Here is a 17,974-nt window from a genome sequence, read left to right as displayed (position 1 = left end):
GTCTGGTAGCTCGTCGGGCTCATAACCCGAAGGTCGTAGGTTCAAATCCTGCTCCCGCAACCAGCTTCACGAAAAGGCCACTCATTGAGTGGCCTTTTTGCTTTGGCGAGAATTAACTTTTTCGATCAAACTCAACAAATCGATTGACAAGATATTAAGCAAGCGTAGAATGGCCGGCGCGGGATGGAGCAGTCTGGTAGCTCGTCGGGCTCATAACCCGAAGGTCGTAGGTTCAAATCCTGCTCCCGCAACCACCTTCAGATAAAGGCCACTCAATCGAGTGGCCTTTTTCGTTTGCGATCATTCATCCTCCTCAGCTTCTCCTCAGCCAAGCGGGCCTATGCTCAACGCCCCGCCTCAGTTGCAGCGGATTGACCGAGGAAACCCCGATGAACTGGAAGAACACCCCCTCACGTTATGGCAGCCTGTCCATTGCCCTGCACTGGCTGATGCTGCTTCTGATCGCCGCCGCTTATGCCTGCATAGAGCTCAAAGGGAATTTCCCCAAGGGCAGCGACACCCGTGAACTGCTCAAGCAATGGCACTTCATGCTTGGCCTGAGCGTCTTTGCACTGGTCTGGTTGCGCCTGCTCGCTCGTGCGCTGAGCCCTACCCCAGCCATCCAACCTGCGCCACCGAGCTGGCAGAACCTGCTCGCCAAGCTGATGCACCTGACCCTGTACGCCCTGATGATCGGGGCGCCGCTGGCCGGCTGGCTGATCCTCAGCGCCGCTGGCAAGCCCATCCCCTTCTTCGGCCTGGAGCTGCCGGCACTGATCGGCCCAAACAAGGAACTGGCCGGCCAAATCAAGGAACTACACGAGCTGGCCGGCACCGCTGGCTACTGGCTGATCGGCCTGCACGCCATTGCCGGCCTGTACCACCATTACGTGGCGCGCGATAACACCCTGACGCGTATGCTGCCAGGACGTAATTGAGGTGAAGGCGCCTCTGGTCAAGCGCACGAAGCGCCGCTAGAATTGCGCACTTTTTGATCAGAGGCGCCACCCAGGCGCCCTTAGAGGTTAGCCCGCATGTCCACCGCCACACCGAAAGTAGGGTTTGTCTCCCTTGGCTGTCCAAAAGCGACGGTCGACTCCGAACGCATCCTGACCCAGCTGCGCATGGAAGGTTACGAGATCGTACAGACCTACCAGGATGCCGACGTGGTGGTGGTCAATACCTGTGGCTTCATCGACAGTGCCAAGGCCGAGTCGCTCGACGCCATCGGTGAGGCGCTGGCGGAGAACGGCAAGGTGATTGTCACCGGTTGCATGGGCGTGGCCGAAGACAGCATCCGCGACGTGCACCCGAGCGTGCTGGCCGTCACCGGCCCGCAGCAATACGAGCAGGTGGTCAACGCCGTACACGAAGTCATCCCGCCGAAGACCGAGCACAACCCGCTGATCGACCTGGTGCCGCCGCAGGGCATCAAGCTGACCCCGCGTCACTACGCTTATTTGAAGATTTCCGAAGGCTGCAACCATACCTGTAGCTTCTGCATCATTCCGTCCATGCGCGGCAAGCTGGTCAGCCGCCCAGTGGGCGACGTACTGAGCGAAGCCGAGCGCCTGGTCAAGGCCGGCGTGAAGGAGCTGCTGGTGATCAGCCAGGACACCAGCGCCTACGGCGTCGATCTGAAGTACAAGCTGGACTTCTGGAACGGCCAGCCAGTGAAAACGCGCATGCTCGAACTGTGCGAAGCGCTGTCGTCGATGGGCGTGTGGGTGCGCCTGCACTACGTTTACCCCTACCCCAACGTCGATGACGTGATCCCGCTGATGGCCGCCGGCAAGCTGCTGCCGTACCTGGATATCCCCTTCCAGCACGCCAGCCCGAAAGTGCTCAAGTCGATGAAGCGCCCGGCCTTCGAAGACAAGACCCTGGCGCGCATCAAGAAGTGGCGCGAGATCTGCCCGGAGCTGACCATCCGCTCCACCTTCATCGTCGGTTTCCCCGGCGAGACCGAGGAAGACTTCCAGTACCTGCTGGACTGGCTCACGGAAGCGCAGCTCGACCGCGTCGGTTGCTTCCAGTATTCGCCAGTCGAGGGCGCACCAGCCAACGACCTGGGTCTGGAAGTAGTGCCTGACGACGTCAAGCAGGACCGTTGGGAGCGTTTCATGGCGCACCAGCAGGCCATCAGCTCTGCACGTCTGCAGGCCAAGATCGGCCTGGAGATGGACGTACTGATCGACGAAGTGGACGGCGAAGGCGCCGTGGCCCGCTCCTGGGCCGATGCTCCGGAGATCGACGGCAGCGTGTTCATCGACTCCCCCAACGTCAAGCCGGGCGACAAGGTGCGCGTGCGCATCGTCGATGCCGACGAGTACGACATGTGGGGCGAGCTGGTCTGACCGACCTATCTCCTGAAAAGCCCCGCAGCATGCGGGGCTTTTTCTTTCCCGGCACCACAGCTTCTTGCCGGTACAATGACCTTCTTTTTGTCGAGCCCAGTCATGAGCGAAGCCACCCGTCTGTCCAAACGCGTCATCGAGCTGTTCGGTTGCTCGCGCCGTGAAGCCGATCTTTACATCGCAGGGGGCTGGGTGACGGTGGACGGCCAAGTGGTCGAAGCACCGCAGTTCAAGGTCGAGGATCAGCGCGTCGAGTTGCACCCCGATGCCAGCCTTGACCCCGTGGAGCCCGTCACCCTGCTGGTGCACGGCTCGACTGGCTGCAACGCCGCACAGTTGCAGCACCTGCTGGTACGCGAACGCCACTGGGAGCAAGACCCGCACACCCAGCGCGTCCTGCATGGCCACTTCCTGCGCCAGGAGCAGAGCCTGCCGCTGCAGACCGGTGCCAGTGGCCTGATAGTGCTCAGCCAGGACTGGCGAACGCAACGCAAGCTGCGCGAGGATGCCGCCAAGCTGGAGCAGGAATACCTGGTCGAAGTAGCCGGCGAAGTGCCCGCCAGCACATTGGAGCGCCTGAAGAAAGGCTGGCTGCACAAGGGCACGCAGTTCCCGCCGTGCAAGGCCAGCTGGCAGAGCGAACAGCGCCTGCGTTTCGCGCTGAAGAATCCGGCCCCTGACCTGCTGCGGCAGATATGTACGGCGCTGGGCCTGAAGGTTCTGGGCATGAAGCGCATCCGCATCGGCGGCGTGCCCATGACCAAGTTGCCGGTCGGGCAATGGCGCTATCTGGGCGATAAGGAACGCTTCTGAGGTCGTGTTAGGCTGTGTCCGTCACGCTCTGGAGACCACCATCATGCGTACCCTACTCCTCACCGCACTGCTCGCCCTGAGCCTGCCCGGCCTCGCCGCGCCGGCACCATTCTTTCTCTGGCAGAGCAAGATCGATGGCCACCTGACCTGCGCTCAGGTCAGCCCTGGTGAAGGCTGGATTCGTTTCACCGGCCCATTCCGCGATGCCGGCTGCCGCGTGGCACACGACGCCCCCGTCAACAGACGCTAAGCAGGACGCCATGCAGCATCTGGTTTCTCCGGTCGGTATCGTTCGCTCCTGCTTCAAGGGAAAGTTCGCCATTCCTCGCCAGCCGCACCTGGCGCCCGCCGCGCGCGGCGTGCTGGAATTGCTGCCGCCCTTCGATCAGGGCGAAGCCGTGCAGGGCCTGGAACAGGTCAGCCATGTCTGGTTGCTGTTTCTCTTTCACCAGGCGCTGGAAGACAAGCCGCGCCTGAAAGTGCGCCCGCCGCGCCTGGGCGGTAACCAGGCGGTAGGCGTGTTCAGCACCCGCGCCACCCATCGCCCCAACGGCATCGGCCAGTCCGTGGTACGCCTGGAACGAGTGGAACCAGGCCGCCTGCACCTGTCCGGTATCGACCTGCTCGACGGTACGCCGGTGCTGGATATCAAGCCCTATGTGCCGTACGCCGATTCTGTGGCCGACGCGCGCAACGATATGGCAGATGCACCGCCACCCCTGATCGCGGTGGACTGGCAGGATGAGGCGCTACACCTGGCGCGCCAACACGCGCTGCGTCTGAGTGAGCCCTTGGTCGAGCTGATCGAGCAGTGCCTGGCGCAGGATCCGCGCCCGGCCTACCAGCAGCCGCAGCCGGAGCGCCGCTATGGCGCGCGCTTCTGGGATCTGGACGTGCACTGGCACTATCCCGAGCCAGGGCATATCCGGGTGCTGGATATGCAGATGGCACAGAGCACGGCCTGACCGAGCCAAGCCTTCGCAGCGGCCAGTGGTGCAACGGGCGGCCTCACTTCAGCGCGATGGATTGAGCGCCAGCATATCGGCTTCGATAGCCTCCTGACGCTCGATCAGTGGTTCCACCAGCGGCCGGCTGGCGAGGAAATGCGCGGTTCGCGTATGCGCCTCGAAAGCCGCCTCGTCGACGTACACCTCGTACAGCCACACCAGATCGGGATCACTGCGGTCACGCATCACGTCGAAGGTCAGGCAGCCCGGCTCATCGCGCACCGAAGCGGCGGCGTTGACACGCATGGCATCCATGAACGCCCCGAAACTGCCGGGCTTGAGTTGGGTCTTGAGCAATAGCACGTACACGGCAACCTCCATTATGTTTTATATTTGAAAAATAATTGTATACATATTGAAGTGTAAAAAGATGTTCGAACGCCCATCGCGCCTCAATGGCCTACGCCATCTGGCCCTGCTGGTACCCAACCTGGAAGAGTGCGAGCGTTTCTACGTGGACGTGCTGGGCATGCAGTTGCTGCACCGCGCCAACGAGGACCTGGTCTACCTGACCTGCGGCAACGACAACCTGTCGCTCGGCCGCGCTTATGCCGAGAGCCACGGTGTGGCGCTGGTGGATCATTACGGCTTCATCGTCGACAGCGTCGAGGAACTGGACGCCTGGTACCAGTACCTCAAGGCACAAGGGGTGACGCTGCTGGATCGGCCCTTCGACCATGGCGACGGTGCGCGCAGCTTTCACCTGCTGGACCCAGCCGGCAACAAGGTCCAGCCGCTCTATCATCCTGCGATCTCGGGCCAGCGCTTCAGTCCGGCCCGAACCTGAACATGTGGGAGCGAGCTTTGTAGGGCGTACTCGCGAAGCAGTTCGCCGTTAGGACTTTTGCCGCGCCGAAGACGGCGGACTGTTCGCTGACGCTCCTGAGTCCGCCCTACGCCCGCCCGCGCCCGATGTCCCGGTTCGTCCGAATCAGGTGCGGAACTGGCGCACCAACTCCTGCAGCTCGACGCCCAAACGCGCCAGCTCGGCACTGGAGGCTGCAGTCTGTTCCGTGGCGGTAGCGCTCTGCTCGCCGATATCGCGCACACGGGTGACGCTCTCGTTGATCGCCTCGGCCACAGCGCTCTGCTCCTCGGCAGCGGCGGCGATCTGCTGGTTCATCTGCTCGATGGTACTCACCGCCTGGGTGATGCGCCCCAGCGCGTCTCCAGCCTCGCCCGCCAGTTCGACGGTGCGCCGGGTCAGGTCGCGGCTGCTGTCCATCTGCTGCACGGCGCCCTTGGCCATGCGCTGCAGGCCGGCGATCAGGCTCTCGATCTCTTCGGTGCTGTCCTGGGCACGCTTGGCCAGCGCGCGTACTTCATCGGCGACCACGGCAAAACCACGGCCCTGCTCACCTGCACGCGCCGCCTCGATGGCGGCGTTGAGCGCCAGCAGGTTGGTCTGCTCGGCGACGTTGCGAATCACTTCCAGCACACTGCCGATACGCGCGCTTTCCTGATTCAGGTCGGCGATGGCCTTGGCGGACTGCTCCACTTCGCTGGCCAGACTGTCGATCTGATCCACCGCCTGCTGCACCACGCGATTACCCTGCTGCGCTTCCAGATCCGCATCACGCGCCGCCAGCGAGGCCTGCTCGGCGTTCTGTGCCACTTCCTGCACGGTCGCAGCCATCTGGTGCATGGCGGTGGCGGTCTGCTCGGTTTCCAGTTTCTGCGCCTGCACCCCGGCGCTGGTCTGCGCGGTGACCGCCGACAATTGCTCGGCAGCCGCCGCGATCTGCCCGACACCCCCACCAATGCGTCCGACCAGGGTGCGCAGGCTGAGGGTCATGTCCTGCATGGCGGCCAGCAACTGGCCCACTTCGTCGCGGCGATCCTGCGGGATGTTCTGGCTGAGATCGCCTGCGGCGATGCGTTGGGCGAATGTCACGGTCTGGCGCAGCGGTACGACGATCAAGCGGGTGATCAGCAACGCCGCGCACAGGCCCAGCACCACTGCGGCCGCACCCATGATGCCGAGCATCACCAGCGAGCGCTGGCTGTCGTCGAGCATGCTCTGCTCGGCCGCCGCCTGGGCCGCTTCGGCCAGGTTCACCACCGAGCGCGCACGTTCGATCATGGCCTTCTCAGTGGCCAGATTCTGCTCGCGCAGTTGCTGGTAATAGTGGAAGGAACGCTGGTAGAAGGTCAGCGCCTGCAGCGCGGTGTCAATGGCGCCTTTCTGGTCGTCGTTGAGCCATACCATCAGGCTGCGAGCCACGGTTTGCAGGTCTTCGCTGACGTATTCCCATTCCTCCAGCGCCTCAGCCGAACCGTCGATGATGTACAGGCTTTCATGGTCACGCAGATCGAGCATGCGTTTGCTCAGACCGGATGCGGCCTCCGCCAGGGTCAGCGGATCACTGCCGCGCAGGAGGTCGCCCTGCAGACGCAGTTCACGTACCGCGTCGTACATGTCCAGCTCGATCACCTCGAACTGGTCGCGCGCCTCGTCAGCGGCCCTGCGCATGTCCTGCCGCGCTTCGCGCGCCTTGTTCTGCTGCTCGACATAGTTGTCGAACTGCTTGAGGTACTCGGCCACGGCCTGCTGCATGGTCTGATTGCGCGAGCTGGCGCCAGAACTGTCCTGGGCGAGCTTTTCCAGCAGTGTCTGCACCTTGAGCAAACTGGCCCGCACGAGCTCGGCACTCTGCGGGGTCTGCTCGATGGCGAAGCTGCGCTCCAGGCTACGCGCCTGAAGAATCTCCTGGTTGACCTGTGCCAGCTGGCCGACCTGGGCATGTCCTTGCAGCACTGCCTGTACAGCGAGAAAGCCGCTGCCGGTCATGGCTGCGGTGAGCAGCAATACCAGACCGAAGCCGATGAATAACTTCTTGCCGACGGCAAGGTTGGCGAATAGGCGTGCGGCAGGTTCAAACATAGGGGACAACTCCAGGTTCTTCTTATAAAGCCACGTCTCATGAACGCGGCCTGGTCGGAAGGCAACGCAACTGCTGTGCCAAATCGAACCCCATATATCGGCAGCAAAGGCGCCCAGCTTGAGTACTGGCAATTCGCCAAGTGGTTTTGTTAAGCATAGCCCCTGAAAAGCAGGCATCTGGCCATGCTCGGCAACTATCCGCTTATTGGCGCCGATTTACTGGCGATTTTTCGCCGACAAAAAAGGCGCAGCCCCTCACGGAGCTGCGCCTCGGTCTGTCATCAACGACTCAGCGGCCAGTCAGTACCGGCATCACTCGTGGCCGCAGCAATTCGCCGGCCACAGCCAGCAGACCGATGGCGCCGGCAATCCAGTACCACTGCAGCACCGGGTCGAACATCAGCCAGCCCAGCGCATGCAGGAACACCACCATGATCAACACCGGGCTGACATAGCGCACCATGAACAACCAGAGCGCGTAGCCGGCCGGCGGCAGGCCCAGCTCGTCACGCATGATTTCGCCGCGCAGCGCGTAGCCGGCGAGCACCACCATGAAGATACCGCCCAGCGGCATCATCCAGCGCGAGGTGAGGTAGTCCAGCCAGTCGAAGAAGTTCTTGCCCAGCGGCGCCCAGCCCGCCAACAGGTTGAACGACAGCATCGCCAGCAGGCTGATCACCAGCAGCACAGCACCGGAGCCGGCAGCAGCCTTGATCCGGCTAACGCCATGTTTCTCGTTGAGGTAGGCCACCAGTGCCTCGATCATCGAGATGGCCGAGGTCAACGCGGCGACCGACACCATGGCAAAGAACAGCACGCCAAACACGGTGCCGAACGGCATCTGCTGGAAGGCCAGCGGCAGGCTCATGAAGATCAGCCCAGGCCCGGCGCTGGGGCTCATGCCGTTGGCGAAGATGATCGGGAAGATCGCCAGCCCCGCCAGCAGCGCCACGCAGGTATCACAGACCACCACCATGAAGGTGGTGCGGGTAATCGACTGGCCGTCGGGAATGTAGGAGCCGTAGGTCAGAATCGCCCCGGAGGCCAGGCTCAGGGTGAAGAAGGCATGCCCCAGCGCCGCCAGCAGCGCCTCGCCGGTGATTTTCGAGGCATCGAAATGGAACAGGAAATCGAAACCGGCCTTGAAACTACCGCTGGTAAAGGCATAGCCGACCAACACCAGCAGCATTACCGCCAGGCCCGGCATCATCCAGCGAAAGGCTTTTTCGACTCCAGCCTGCACGCCTTTGCCGACGATCCACAGGGTCAGCAGCGCCACCAGCACGCTCCAGCCGCCCAATTGCCAGGGATTGGCGTTATGCGCCTCGAACACACCACCGAGCTGCTCGACGCTGGTGGCAGCCAGCGAGCCGTCGAGCATCTTCCAAGTGTAAGCGAAGGCCCAGCCGGCGACGACCACGTAGAAACACAGGATCATGAAGCCAGCGAGCATGGCCATGCCGCCCACCGCTTTCCACAACGGGTTGCCATTGTTCTCGCGCACCACGCGGCCAATGGCGTCGATGGGGCTGCCACGGCCACGGCGGCCAATGGCGATCTCGGTCATCATCACCGGAATGCCGATGGCCAGGATGCACGCCAGGTACATCAGCACGAAGGCACCACCACCGTATTCGCCGGTGATGTAGGGAAATTTCCAGATATTGCCCAGCCCGACGGCCGAGCCGGTTGCAGCGAGGAGGAAACCCCAGCGCGAGAGCCAGAGGTTCTTCGGTTTTTCACGGGTCATGCGTCACCTGTTTGTTTTTATCTGTGACGGAATCGGACCCGCCACGCTTGTGGCGCAGCGGAATGCAAGGCTTGGTGAAGCCGGGGATGTCACTGGGCGTCGGCTTGTACCTCCGGTGCGGCCAGTTGGAAGGCCTCCAGGGGTTCACAGCGCGCCGCCATGGCGACAATGCGTGGGTACGCGGCAAGGTCACAGTTAAAACGCCGCGCATTATACAGCTGCGGAATCAGGCAGGCTTCCAGATATCCAGGCCGCTCGCCGAGCGACAGGCGCCCGTCGAACGCGGCCAGGCCCTCCTCCACGGCGGCCAGACCGAGCGCGACCCAGTGCCGGTACCAGGCGTTTTTCGCCTCATCGGCGACGCCCAGTTCGCTGGACAGGTACTGCAGCACGCGCAGGTTGTTCAGCGGATGCAGATCGCAGGCGATATGCAGCGCCAGCGCCCGCACCTGGGCACGCTCGGCCGGATCGGCTGGCAACAGCGCCGGCACCGGGAAGATCTCTTCGAGGTATTCGATGATCGCCAGCGACTGGGCGATGCGCACGCCGCCGTTCTCCTCGTCCACCAGCAGCGGCAGCAACTGCTGCGGGTTCAGCGCGCGGTAGTCGGCGCCGTGCTGCTGGCCGCCATCCTTGACCAGGTGCACCGGCACCTGCTGGTAAGCCAGGCCCTTGAGGTTGAGGGCGATACGCACGCGGTAGGCGGCGCTGGAGCGCCAGTAGCCGTAGAGTTTCAGCATCTCGACGCGTCCTGTAGGAGCCAGCTTGCTGGCGATCCGCTCTGCGCCAAGGCATCGCCGGCAAGCCGGCTCCTACCAATGAGACTGGCGTCAGTGCTCATAGCGTTCCACCACCTGATCGATGGCGCCGAAAATGCTCTGCCCGGCTGCGTCGAACATCTCGATGCGTACCCGGTCGCCGAACTTGAGGAACGGCGTCTTCGCCTCGCCCTGTTCGACGATTTCCAGCATGCGTTTTTCCGCCAGGCAGCTGGAGCCGGCGCTGCGGTCGTAGTTGGATACAGTGCCCGAACCGATGATGGTGCCCGCGCCCAGCGGCCGGGTCTTGGCGGCATGCGCTACCAGGGTTGGGAAGTTGAAGGTCATGTCGACGCCGGCGTTCGGCTGGCCGAACAGCGCGCCGTTGATATGCGACACCAGCGGCCGATGTACCTTGCCGTCCTTCCAGCTCTCGCCCAGCTCGTCCGGGGTGATGGCCACCGGCGAGAAGCTCGATGACGGCTTGCTCTGGTAGAAGCCAAAGCCCTTGGCTAGTTCGCCGGGGATCAGATTGCGCAGGGAGACGTCGTTGACCAGCATCAGCAGGCGGATATGGCCTGCCGCTTCGGCCGGCGTGGCGCCCATCGGCACGTCGTCGGTGATCACTGCCAGCTCGGCCTCCAGGTCGATGCCCCAGGCTTCGTCGGCCAGGCGGATCGGGCTGTGCGGCGGGATAAAGGCATCTGCGCCGCCCTGGTACATCAGCGGGTCGTGCCAGAACGACTCCGGCATCTCGGCGCCACGGGCCTTGCGCACCAGCTCGACGTGATTGACGTAGGCGCTGCCGTCGGCCCAGTGGTAGGCGCGCGGCAGCGGGCTGTGGCAGGCGGCCTGATCGAAGGCGAAGGCGCCCTCTTCCAAGCCGTCGTTGAGACGCTGATAGACCGCTTCGAGCTTGGGCCGGGCCACGGCCCAGTCGTCCAGCGCAGCCTGCAGGGTGAAAGCGATCTGCGGCGCGAGCACGGCGCGGGTGAGATCGCGGGAAACGACGATCAGCACGCCATCGCGGCCTTGGTTCAGTGATGCGAGTTTCATATGCGATTTCCGTTCTTGGCGTAGGAGCCGGCTTGCCGGCGATCCGGGGATCGCTGATCGCCGGTAAGCCGGCTCCTACAGGTTCAACCTTGGGTACCCGGCGCGCGCCAGGAATTGACGTACTCGGCCACGTCCACCGCGCCGGCGGCATCGGCCACGTCCAGGGCACGAAGGGTGTCGATCATCACTGCCACCTCGTCGATGAAGGTGGCCGGATCCTCCTGGCTCTTCTTCAGCGCCTTGGGGTGTGGCCCATGGGGGAAGCCGCACGGGTGCAGGGTGACCATGCCCTGCTCGATGTTGTCGCGGCTGAAGAAGTTGCCACGGTGGTAGAACAGCACTTCGTCGTAGTCGTCGTTGTTGTGGAAGAACGGCACCTTGAGCGCACCGGGATCGGATTCCACCGGCCGTGGGGTGAAGGTGCAGATCACGAAACCATTGGCGACGAAGGTGGTGTGTACCGACGGCGGCAGGTGGTAGCGATGGCTGATCAACGGGCGAATATCGCGCCAGTTCAGGCGCACCACGGTGTTGTCGCCATGCCAGCCGACCACATCCAGCGGGTTGTAGGGGTAGGTCACGGTGCTGATCTGGCCGCGCCGCTTGATGCGAATCTGCCAGGTATTCTCGTCCTGCTGCGCCTTGAAGGCGTCATCGATATGCGGGTGCTCCAGCACCGCCGCATCGAAGATCGCCTGCGGGCCGAGCAGGCCCTTGTCCGGCAACTGGTAGGCGCCGTCGGTGTTCTCGATCAGCAGGAAGTAGCTCGGCGTGCTGGCCTCGACGCGCCAGGCGGTGCCGCGCGGAATCAGCAGGTAGTCGCCGTCGCGGTACTGCAGATGACCGAAATCGCAGTAGAAATGCCCACTGCCCTCGTGGACGAACAGCAGCTCGTCGCCATCGGCGTTGCGCACCAGATGGCGCATGGCGCCGTGGGTGCGCCAGACGCGCAGCTTGACGTCGGCGTTGTGCAGGGTCAGCGGCGCCGCCAGCGGGCAGTCGCGCTCGCTGGGGATGTCGTTGAAGTTGAACGCGTGCGGGCGCAGCGGGCCTTCCCAGTCGATCCAGCCGGTGGGCAGATGCTTGTGGTGCAGGTGTGCGGTGGGGCCGAAGAAGCCTTCACGACCCATCTCGCGCTCATAGGTGCCCTGCGGCAGGTCGCAATGCGCCTGGCGCGAGCACTCGCCTTCACGCAGGGGAAAGCGAATCCATTGGCGGCTCATGGCATCACTCCTCGGAGATCACACCGCGACGCAGCTGGTCTTCCTCGATCGACTCGAACAGGGCCTTGAAGTTGCCCTCGCCGAAGCCCTGATTGCCCTTGCGCTGGATGATCTCGAAGAAGATCGGGCCGATCACCGTGTTGGTGAAGATCTGCAGCAGGATGCCGTCGTCCCCAGGGGCACCATCGATCAGGATGTTCAGCTCGCGCAAGACATCGGTCGGCTCACCATGGCCGGCGACGCGGGTGTCGACCTTCTCGTAATAGGTGTCCGGCGTGGTCATGAAATCGACGCCGTTGGCACGCAGTTGGCGCACGGTGGCGTAGATGTCGTCGGTGGACAGGGCGATGTGCTGAATGCCCTCACCGTGGTATTCGCGGATGAATTCCTCGATCTGCGACTTGTCGTCGGCTGACTCGTTGATCGGGATGCGGATCTTGCCGCAGGGCGCGGTCATGGCGCGGGAGAACAGGCCGGTGAGCTTGCCTTCGATATCGAAGTAGCGGATCTCGCGAAAATTGGCGATACGCTCGTAGAAACCGGACCAAACGTCCATCTGCCCACGACGCACGTTGTGGGTCAGGTGGTCTATGCATTGCAGGCCGACGGCGTTGTCGTTGGCACTGCGGCCTTCGATGTACTCGAAGTCGACGTCGTAGATGCTCTTGTCGCCGCTCTCGTTGGAATAACGGTCAACCAGATACAGCAGGGAACCGCCGATGCCCTCGACGCAAGGAATGTTCAGCTCGCCGAAGTTGGCGTGGCTGCCCACCAGCTTGGCGCCCTGCTGCTCGACGTAAGCAGCGGCCTGAGCGGCGTTCTTGACCCGGAAGGCCATAGCGCAGGCGCTGGGGCCATGCTTCTCGCCGAAGGCGCGCACGTGGCCGGTGGGGCTGCCGTTGAGCACGATGTTGATGTCGTTCTGCTGGAACAGCCAAACCTCTTTAGAGCGATGCTTGGCGGTCTCGGTAAAACCCATGGCGGTGAACAACTGGCGCAGTTGCTCGATGCCTTCGGCATTCGGTGCGGTAAATTCGACGAACTCGAAACCGTCGGTTCCGATGGGGTTGTGCTGCTCGATCTTGGCCACGGCGGTCATTTCGCCTCCTGATTGTCATTGTTATGGCAGCCGCACGAATGCGTTGCGGACAACCTCATGACAACCGAGCGCAGACGCGCTCTCAAGATGGCTTGCGACACTTAGACACGTTAGCCGCGCTCAGCAGTGGCAAATTTTCCTTACGCCTTTCAGGCAAGGCAGGCAACGCCCTGACAACCGTAAAATAATCCTTACACGACGGTCAGTCGGCTTGCCACTGTCACTCAGCTTGGGCGTGAGAATGTGTAGGCCCGTTCGACCCTGGCCACGCGAGCTGGGCGTGGCCCTGTTCGAGAAAAGCCGGCGTGGCTACGAACCCAGCGAAACGGCCCGCGCCCTGGCCGAACAGGCCGAGCGCGCCGAGCAGGCACTGGATGCTGCACGGGTAGCGCTGGAACTGGGCAAGCAGGTGGTCAGCGGCACGGTACACCTGACCTGCACCGATGCGGTACTGGGCAGCCTACTGCTGCCGGCACTGGCGCGCTTCATGCCCAGCTACCCGGCGCTGGAGCTGGTGACCTCCAACGACTTCTCCAACCTCAGCCGGCGCGATGCCGACCTGGCCCTGCGCCTGACCAACGAGCCGCCTGAGCACCTGGTCGGCCGGCGCCTCGCCAAAGTGTCTTACTGGGTCTGCTCCCGTGATGACGGCCAGGATCGCAGCGACCTGGCACGACAGAGCTGGATCGCCCCGGACGAGGCGATGCCGGAGCACGCCACGGCGCTCTGGCGCCTGCGCGAGTTGCCAGGCGTCACCCCCAACTACCGCTGCAGCAGCATGTACGCCGTGGCGCAGCTGGCACGCGCCGGAGTGGGCGTCGCCGCCCTGCCCGACTTCGTGCTGCGCGCCCATCCCGAACTCAAGGCACTCGGCCCGCCGCTTGCCGGCTGCGACACCGAACTCTGGTTGCTGACCCGCCCGGACTGCCGCGCCTTGCGTTCGGTGCAGACGCTGTTCGAGAAATTGAGCGAAGCTCTGATGAGCCATGGCTGAGGTAGAGCGTCGCCGCTGAAGCGCCTCCCACAGAGCGGGGGCAGCCGGTCATTGCAGCAGCGAAACCTTGTGGGAGGGGCTTTAGCCGCGACAGTCCAGGAAGCTGTGTAGCCCAATGCAATCCGGGGACATTGGTTGCGCAAAAGAGCATCGCGGCTGAAGCGGAATACCGCCCAGCCGCTCCTACCTATCCCGTAGAAGCGGCTTCAGATCCGTAGGGCGGGTGCAACCCGCCACTCATTTATGGCGGGTTGCACCCGCCCCACAACATTACAGATGCCCAACTGCCCCCGTAGGAGCAGTTTCAGCCGCGAAGAATAGACACCTCAGCCCTGCTGCAAATGCCCGTAGAGCTTGGCGTACAGGCCACCTTCGGCGATCAGCTGCTGGTGGTCGCCATCCTCGGCGACGCTGCCGCCATCGAACACCAGCACGCGGTCGGCCTGTTTCACCGCGCTCAGACGGTGGGCGATGATCAGCGTGGTGCGGCCGTTCAAGAACTGCGCCAGCGCTTCGTGCAAGGCGTACTCGGTGGCTGCATCCAGCGCCGAGGTAGCCTCGTCGAGAATCACCACCTTGGGCTCGGCCAGCACCATGCGGGCGATCGCCAGGCGCTGACGCTGGCCCCCGGACAGGCGCACGCCGCTGCGCCCGACCACGCTGTCCAGGCCCTGCGGCAGCGCCTGGATGGTCGGCGCCAGCTGGGCGATCTCCAGCGCGCGCCAGCAATCCTCGTCGCTGCGCTCACGGCCCATGGTCAGGTTGGCACGCACCGTGTCGTTGAACAGTGCCGGGTGCTGCAACACCACCGCGACATTGTCACGCACGCAGTCCAGGCCGATCTCCTCCAGCGCGCTGCCGCCGAAGCGGATGCTGCCGGCCTGTGGCGTATAAAGGCCCAGCAGCAGCTGCACCAGGGTGCTCTTGCCGCCGCCAGAGGCGCCGACTATGGCGACCTTCTCACCCGGGCCGATGGACAGATCGAGACGATCCAGCACTGGCTCCTCGCCATAGCCGAAGGTCAACCCGCGCACCTCGATACCCACCGTGTCGCGCCCCTTGAAAGGGTCGACGCGCCCGTCGTACTGCGGCTCGTCCTTGCGTGCCAGCAGCTCGTTGATCCGCGTCAGCGCGCCACCTGCGGCATAGAAGGCGTACTGCAGGCTGAGCAGCTGCTCGACCGGGCCGATCATGAACCACAGGTAGCTGAACACCGCGAGCATCTGGCCGATCGACAGGTCGGAGAACAGCACGGTGAGCATCGCCGCCGCGCGGAACACATCGATACCGAACTGGAACAGCAGGCCGCTGGCACGGTTGGAGGCATCGCTCTTCCACTGCGAGGCCACGGCGTAGTCACGCACCTCGCGCGCGCGCACGCCGAGGCGGCCAAGGAAGTAGCCCTGGCGATTGCCGGCGCGCACCTCCTGAATCGCCTCCAGGGTCTCGGTCAGCGCCTGGGTGAAGCGCGAGGTGCTGTCGTTCTCCAGCTTCTTCAGGTGCTTGACCTTCTTGCCCAGCAGCACGGTGGCGTAGATCACCAGCGGGTTGAACAGCAGGATCAGCAAGGCCAGTTGCCAGTGCATCCAGATCAGGATGGCCGAGGTGCCGACCAGGGTCAGCACCGCCACCAGAAAGCGGCTGAGGGTCTCGCCGACGAACTTGTCCAGAGTGTCCAGATCGGTGACCAGGTGGGTGGTCACGGTGCCGCTACCCAGGCTCTCGTACTCGCCGAGGGAGATGCGCTTGAGGCGCTCGATCAGGCGCATGCGGATGCGGTAGACGATGTCTTTCGACAACCTGGCGAACAGCCGCGCCTGCAAGACGTTGAAGATCAGCGCCGAGCCTCGCAGCAGCAGGGTCAGCACCAGCATCAGGCCGATATAGCCGGCTGCCGTTTCCCACTCGGTCGGGAGGAAGTTGTCCATCACCTTGAGCGCCGCGTCTCCGTCATGCAGCAGCACTTCGTCCACCAGCAGCGGCAACAGCAACGGGATCGGCACACTGCACAAGGTCGCCAGCACGGCGACCAGATTGGCCAGGATCAGCGCTTTCTTGTGATGCAGGGCCAGGCGACGGATTTCTGCCCAGCTCAACCGATCAGGCATGGGCAGCGCGCTCCAGCCAGCGGCCGAGCAGCGGCGCCAGCACCTCCAGCGGTTGATAGCCGTTGGTCAGCAGCGCCAGCTGGCCGTCGCGCTCCGCCAGCAAGGTGGGGAAGCCGGCGATGCCCAGATCCTGTACCCAGGTGAAGTCGGCAGCAGTCGCCTCCTGCATGGCCTGACTGTCGAAGGCCTCGGCGAACTCGATGCGCGGGATGCCCGCCTGCTCGGCCAGTTGCACCAGCACGCTGGCCTGGGTGACGTCGGCGCCCTCGGTGTAGAAGGCTTGCTGAATCAGCTTGAGCAGCGTCCAGGCGCTGGCGGCATCGAGCTGGCGCGCGGTGACCAGCGCACGGCAAGCTGGCTCGGTGTCGTACACCAGCCCCTCGGGCAGCCCGCGTTCGAAGTCGAACAGCTGCCCGGTACTGGCGTTGACCGCCTGCCAGTAGCCCAGGTAACGCACCCGCGCTGCCGCATCGATCGCTACCTGATCGCGGCGCAGGCCACCCACCACGATCTGCAGCGACACGCCGGCGGCAGCCGCCTGCTCGGCCAGTGCTTCGACCACCGGGGCGAAACCCCAGCACCAGGAGCACATCGGGTCCATCACGTAGAGCAGGCGGCTAGCCATGGGTCAGGCCTCGTTCAGTTGGCGTGGGTCGCGGCCAATCGGGTGCGGCTGGTTGCGCGCACGCGCCAGTTCGATCTGCTTCTGCCGCTCGCGGGCGCTTTCACGGGTTTTCTCCGGCAGCGAATCCCAGCAATGCGGACAGCTGACGCCGGGGCTGTAGAACTCGGACTGGCGGTCTTCCACGGAGATCGGCGTGCGGCAGGCGTGACACTGATCGTAGTCGCCCTCGGAGAGGTCATGACGCACGGTCACACGATTATCGAAGACGAAGCAGTCGCCCTGCCACCTGGTCTCTTGCTGCGGTACTTCCTCGAGGTATTTGAGGATGCCGCCCTTGAGGTGATAGACCTCCTCGAAACCCTCGCCGAGCATGTAGCTGGAGGCTTTCTCGCAGCGGATACCACCAGTGCAGAACATCGCCACCTTCTTGTGTTTGCTCGGGTCGAAGTGGGCCTTGATGTACTCGGGGAACTCACGGAAAGACTTGGTCTTGGGGTCGATGGCACCCTCGAAGGTGCCGATGGCCACTTCATAGTCGTTGCGGGTATCGATCAGCAGCACTTCAGGGTCGCTGATCAGGGCGTTCCAGTCCTGCGGCTCGACGTAGGTACCGACGCGCTGGTTGGGGTCGACACCGGGCACGCCGAGGGTAACGATCTCTTTCTTCAGCTTGACCTTGGTGCGATAGAACGGCTGTTCATCGCAATAGGATTCCTTGTGGTCGATATCGGCCAGACGGGCATCCAGGCGGAACCAGGCGAGCAGCGCATTGATAGCGGTGCGGGTGCCGGAAACGGTGCCATTGATACCCTCTTCGGCGAGCAACAGGGTGCCCTTGATGTCGTTATCCATCAGGGTTTGCAGCAGGGGTTCGCGCAGCGCCTGATAATCCGGCAGGGAGACGAATTTATACAACGCCGCGACGACGATCTTGTCGGTCATGAACAGTTCTCTCAGTAGTCGCCCACGTAAAGGGCGGACTGGCGGGACATGAAAAACGCCGGCATAGGCCGGCGCGAAGGGCGATTGTAGCAAAGCGGACAATCGCCGGGGCAAGTTGGCGACAGGGCGCGACAGCCTGTCGCGTAGCCCGACAGGGCGCGACAGCCTGTCGCGTAGCCCAATGAGATGGACTCCTCCCTCCTACGGCGTCATTGCGCCAGACTGTAGGTTACGAAACAAACAATCCCGGAGGGGGAGCCCGCATGAAACTTAAACGCATAGGCGTGGATTTGGCAAAGCAGGTTTTTCAAGTTCATGGTGTCGACAGCCATGAGCAGGTCAAATGCCGCAAGCAACT

Annotated in this window: 18 protein-coding genes and 1 tRNA gene; 9 read left to right on the top strand and 10 right to left on the bottom strand. The window is 63.5% G+C overall.

The genetic code is table 11. The features are described 5' to 3' along the window. Positions 1-177 precede the first annotated feature (177 nt). The 6 genes from DBO86_RS02980 (at position 178) to tsaA (ending at position 4,135) form a co-directional block, all read left to right on the top strand. Positions 178-254 (top strand) — tRNA-Met (locus DBO86_RS02980). Between the two features lie 135 nt (positions 255-389). Continuing rightward, positions 390-938 carry a cytochrome b gene (locus DBO86_RS02975; protein WP_108232942.1) on the top strand — a complete coding sequence of 183 codons (549 nt, stop codon included), beginning with the start codon at positions 390-392 and terminating at the stop codon, positions 936-938. Between the two features lie 96 nt (positions 939-1,034). Next, positions 1,035-2,357, top strand: a complete 1,323-nt coding sequence (gene rimO / locus DBO86_RS02970; RefSeq protein ID WP_108232941.1) for a 30S ribosomal protein S12 methylthiotransferase RimO — start codon at positions 1,035-1,037, stop codon at positions 2,355-2,357. Between the two features lie 102 nt (positions 2,358-2,459). Further along, a complete protein-coding gene (locus DBO86_RS02965) occupies positions 2,460-3,170 on the top strand; it encodes an rRNA pseudouridine synthase (RefSeq protein ID WP_039964792.1) in 711 nt (236 codons plus the stop codon). Between the two features lie 43 nt (positions 3,171-3,213). Continuing rightward, the gene (locus DBO86_RS02960; protein ID WP_021490093.1) at positions 3,214-3,420 is read left to right on the top strand and encodes a hypothetical protein; all 207 of its coding nucleotides are present in this window, start codon (positions 3,214-3,216) and stop codon (positions 3,418-3,420) included. A 10-nt stretch (positions 3,421-3,430) separates the two neighbouring features. Next, a complete protein-coding gene (gene tsaA / locus DBO86_RS02955; protein WP_108232940.1) occupies positions 3,431-4,135 on the top strand; it encodes a tRNA (N6-threonylcarbamoyladenosine(37)-N6)-methyltransferase TrmO in 705 nt (234 codons plus the stop codon). A 48-nt stretch (positions 4,136-4,183) separates the two neighbouring features. Here tsaA and DBO86_RS02950 read toward each other — a convergent pair whose 3' ends face one another. Further along, positions 4,184-4,486, bottom strand: a complete 303-nt coding sequence (locus tag DBO86_RS02950) for a putative quinol monooxygenase (RefSeq protein WP_017677499.1) — start codon at positions 4,484-4,486, stop codon at positions 4,184-4,186. A 61-nt stretch (positions 4,487-4,547) separates the two neighbouring features. Here DBO86_RS02950 and DBO86_RS02945 point away from each other — a divergent pair, with 61 nt between their 5' ends. Further along, a complete protein-coding gene (locus DBO86_RS02945; protein ID WP_108232939.1) occupies positions 4,548-4,964 on the top strand; it encodes a VOC family protein in 417 nt (138 codons plus the stop codon). 144 nt (positions 4,965-5,108) lie between these two features. Here DBO86_RS02945 and DBO86_RS02940 read toward each other — a convergent pair whose 3' ends face one another. From DBO86_RS02940 to hppD, 6 genes are all read right to left on the bottom strand, one after another. Next, the gene (locus tag DBO86_RS02940; RefSeq protein WP_108232938.1) at positions 5,109-7,061 is read right to left on the bottom strand and encodes a methyl-accepting chemotaxis protein; all 1,953 of its coding nucleotides are present in this window, start codon (positions 7,059-7,061) and stop codon (positions 5,109-5,111) included. A gap of 289 nt (positions 7,062-7,350) precedes the next feature. Then, entirely contained in the window at positions 7,351-8,811 is a 1,461-nt protein-coding gene (locus DBO86_RS02935) for a sodium-dependent transporter (RefSeq protein WP_108232937.1), read from the bottom strand. A gap of 89 nt (positions 8,812-8,900) precedes the next feature. Continuing rightward, the gene (gene maiA / locus DBO86_RS02930) at positions 8,901-9,551 is read right to left on the bottom strand and encodes a maleylacetoacetate isomerase (RefSeq protein WP_084342429.1); all 651 of its coding nucleotides are present in this window, start codon (positions 9,549-9,551) and stop codon (positions 8,901-8,903) included. A gap of 90 nt (positions 9,552-9,641) precedes the next feature. Beyond that, on the bottom strand, positions 9,642-10,625 hold the full coding sequence (locus DBO86_RS02925) for a fumarylacetoacetate hydrolase family protein (RefSeq protein ID WP_104729601.1): 984 nt from the start codon (positions 10,623-10,625) through the stop codon (positions 9,642-9,644). A gap of 83 nt (positions 10,626-10,708) precedes the next feature. Next, positions 10,709-11,848: a homogentisate 1,2-dioxygenase gene (locus tag DBO86_RS02920; protein WP_108232936.1), complete on the bottom strand. Its 1,140-nt coding sequence runs from the start codon at positions 11,846-11,848 to the stop codon at positions 10,709-10,711. A gap of 4 nt (positions 11,849-11,852) precedes the next feature. Next, entirely contained in the window at positions 11,853-12,947 is a 1,095-nt protein-coding gene (gene hppD, locus DBO86_RS02915; protein WP_003461803.1) for a 4-hydroxyphenylpyruvate dioxygenase, read from the bottom strand. A 187-nt stretch (positions 12,948-13,134) separates the two neighbouring features. Here hppD and DBO86_RS02910 point away from each other — a divergent pair, with 187 nt between their 5' ends. Continuing rightward, complete coding sequence (locus DBO86_RS02910) at positions 13,135-13,941, top strand: LysR family transcriptional regulator (protein ID WP_371920563.1); 807 nt, start codon at positions 13,135-13,137, stop codon at positions 13,939-13,941. A 326-nt stretch (positions 13,942-14,267) separates the two neighbouring features. On the opposite strand, the gene DBO86_RS02905 is transcribed toward DBO86_RS02910, so the two are convergent. From DBO86_RS02905 to trhO, 3 genes are read right to left on the bottom strand one after another with little or no spacing between them, the layout of a single operon-like run. Beyond that, complete coding sequence (locus DBO86_RS02905; RefSeq protein WP_104729599.1) at positions 14,268-16,049, bottom strand: ABC transporter ATP-binding protein; 1,782 nt, start codon at positions 16,047-16,049, stop codon at positions 14,268-14,270. Continuing rightward, a complete protein-coding gene (locus DBO86_RS02900) occupies positions 16,042-16,674 on the bottom strand; it encodes a DsbA family protein (RefSeq protein ID WP_108232934.1) in 633 nt (210 codons plus the stop codon). The genes DBO86_RS02905 and DBO86_RS02900 overlap by 8 nt, the downstream gene beginning before the upstream one ends. A 3-nt stretch (positions 16,675-16,677) precedes the next feature. Then, the gene (gene trhO, locus DBO86_RS02895) at positions 16,678-17,616 is read right to left on the bottom strand and encodes an oxygen-dependent tRNA uridine(34) hydroxylase TrhO (protein WP_075746682.1); all 939 of its coding nucleotides are present in this window, start codon (positions 17,614-17,616) and stop codon (positions 16,678-16,680) included. 263 nt (positions 17,617-17,879) lie between these two features. Between trhO and DBO86_RS26415 the strand changes: the two genes are divergently transcribed. After that, positions 17,880-17,974, top strand: a 95-nt coding sequence (locus tag DBO86_RS26415; protein WP_244185501.1) for a hypothetical protein, incomplete at its 3' end; no start/stop codon positions are given.

The organism is Ectopseudomonas oleovorans (assembly GCF_003052605.1).
In the GTDB taxonomy this organism is placed as follows: Bacteria; Pseudomonadota; Gammaproteobacteria; order Pseudomonadales; family Pseudomonadaceae; genus Aquipseudomonas; species Aquipseudomonas oleovorans_A.
Note: the sequence above shows the minus strand (reverse complement) of the source record. Positions and strands in the feature narration are given on the sequence as shown.

Excerpts from the sequence above, each read along its gene's own strand:
- DBO86_RS02975 (WP_108232942.1), top strand. The coding sequence starts at position 390 with ATGAACTGGAAGAACACCCCCTCACGTTATGGCAGCCTGTCCATTGCC.
- rimO (WP_108232941.1), top strand. The coding sequence starts at position 1,035 with ATGTCCACCGCCACACCGAAAGTAGGGTTTGTCTCCCTTGGCTGTCCA.
- DBO86_RS02965 (WP_039964792.1), top strand. The coding sequence starts at position 2,460 with ATGAGCGAAGCCACCCGTCTGTCCAAACGCGTCATCGAGCTGTTCGGT.
- DBO86_RS02960 (WP_021490093.1), top strand. The coding sequence starts at position 3,214 with ATGCGTACCCTACTCCTCACCGCACTGCTCGCCCTGAGCCTGCCCGGC.
- tsaA (WP_108232940.1), top strand. The coding sequence starts at position 3,431 with ATGCAGCATCTGGTTTCTCCGGTCGGTATCGTTCGCTCCTGCTTCAAG.
- DBO86_RS02945 (WP_108232939.1), top strand. The coding sequence starts at position 4,548 with ATGTTCGAACGCCCATCGCGCCTCAATGGCCTACGCCATCTGGCCCTG.
- DBO86_RS02940 (WP_108232938.1), bottom strand. The coding sequence starts at position 7,061 with ATGTTTGAACCTGCCGCACGCCTATTCGCCAACCTTGCCGTCGGCAAG.
- DBO86_RS02935 (WP_108232937.1), bottom strand. The coding sequence starts at position 8,811 with ATGACCCGTGAAAAACCGAAGAACCTCTGGCTCTCGCGCTGGGGTTTC.
- maiA (WP_084342429.1), bottom strand. The coding sequence starts at position 9,551 with ATGCTGAAACTCTACGGCTACTGGCGCTCCAGCGCCGCCTACCGCGTG.
- DBO86_RS02925 (WP_104729601.1), bottom strand. The coding sequence starts at position 10,625 with ATGAAACTCGCATCACTGAACCAAGGCCGCGATGGCGTGCTGATCGTC.
- DBO86_RS02920 (WP_108232936.1), bottom strand. The coding sequence starts at position 11,848 with ATGAGCCGCCAATGGATTCGCTTTCCCCTGCGTGAAGGCGAGTGCTCG.
- hppD (WP_003461803.1), bottom strand. The coding sequence starts at position 12,947 with ATGACCGCCGTGGCCAAGATCGAGCAGCACAACCCCATCGGAACCGAC.
- DBO86_RS02905 (WP_104729599.1), bottom strand. The coding sequence starts at position 16,049 with ATGCCTGATCGGTTGAGCTGGGCAGAAATCCGTCGCCTGGCCCTGCAT.
- DBO86_RS02900 (WP_108232934.1), bottom strand. The coding sequence starts at position 16,674 with ATGGCTAGCCGCCTGCTCTACGTGATGGACCCGATGTGCTCCTGGTGC.
- trhO (WP_075746682.1), bottom strand. The coding sequence starts at position 17,616 with ATGACCGACAAGATCGTCGTCGCGGCGTTGTATAAATTCGTCTCCCTG.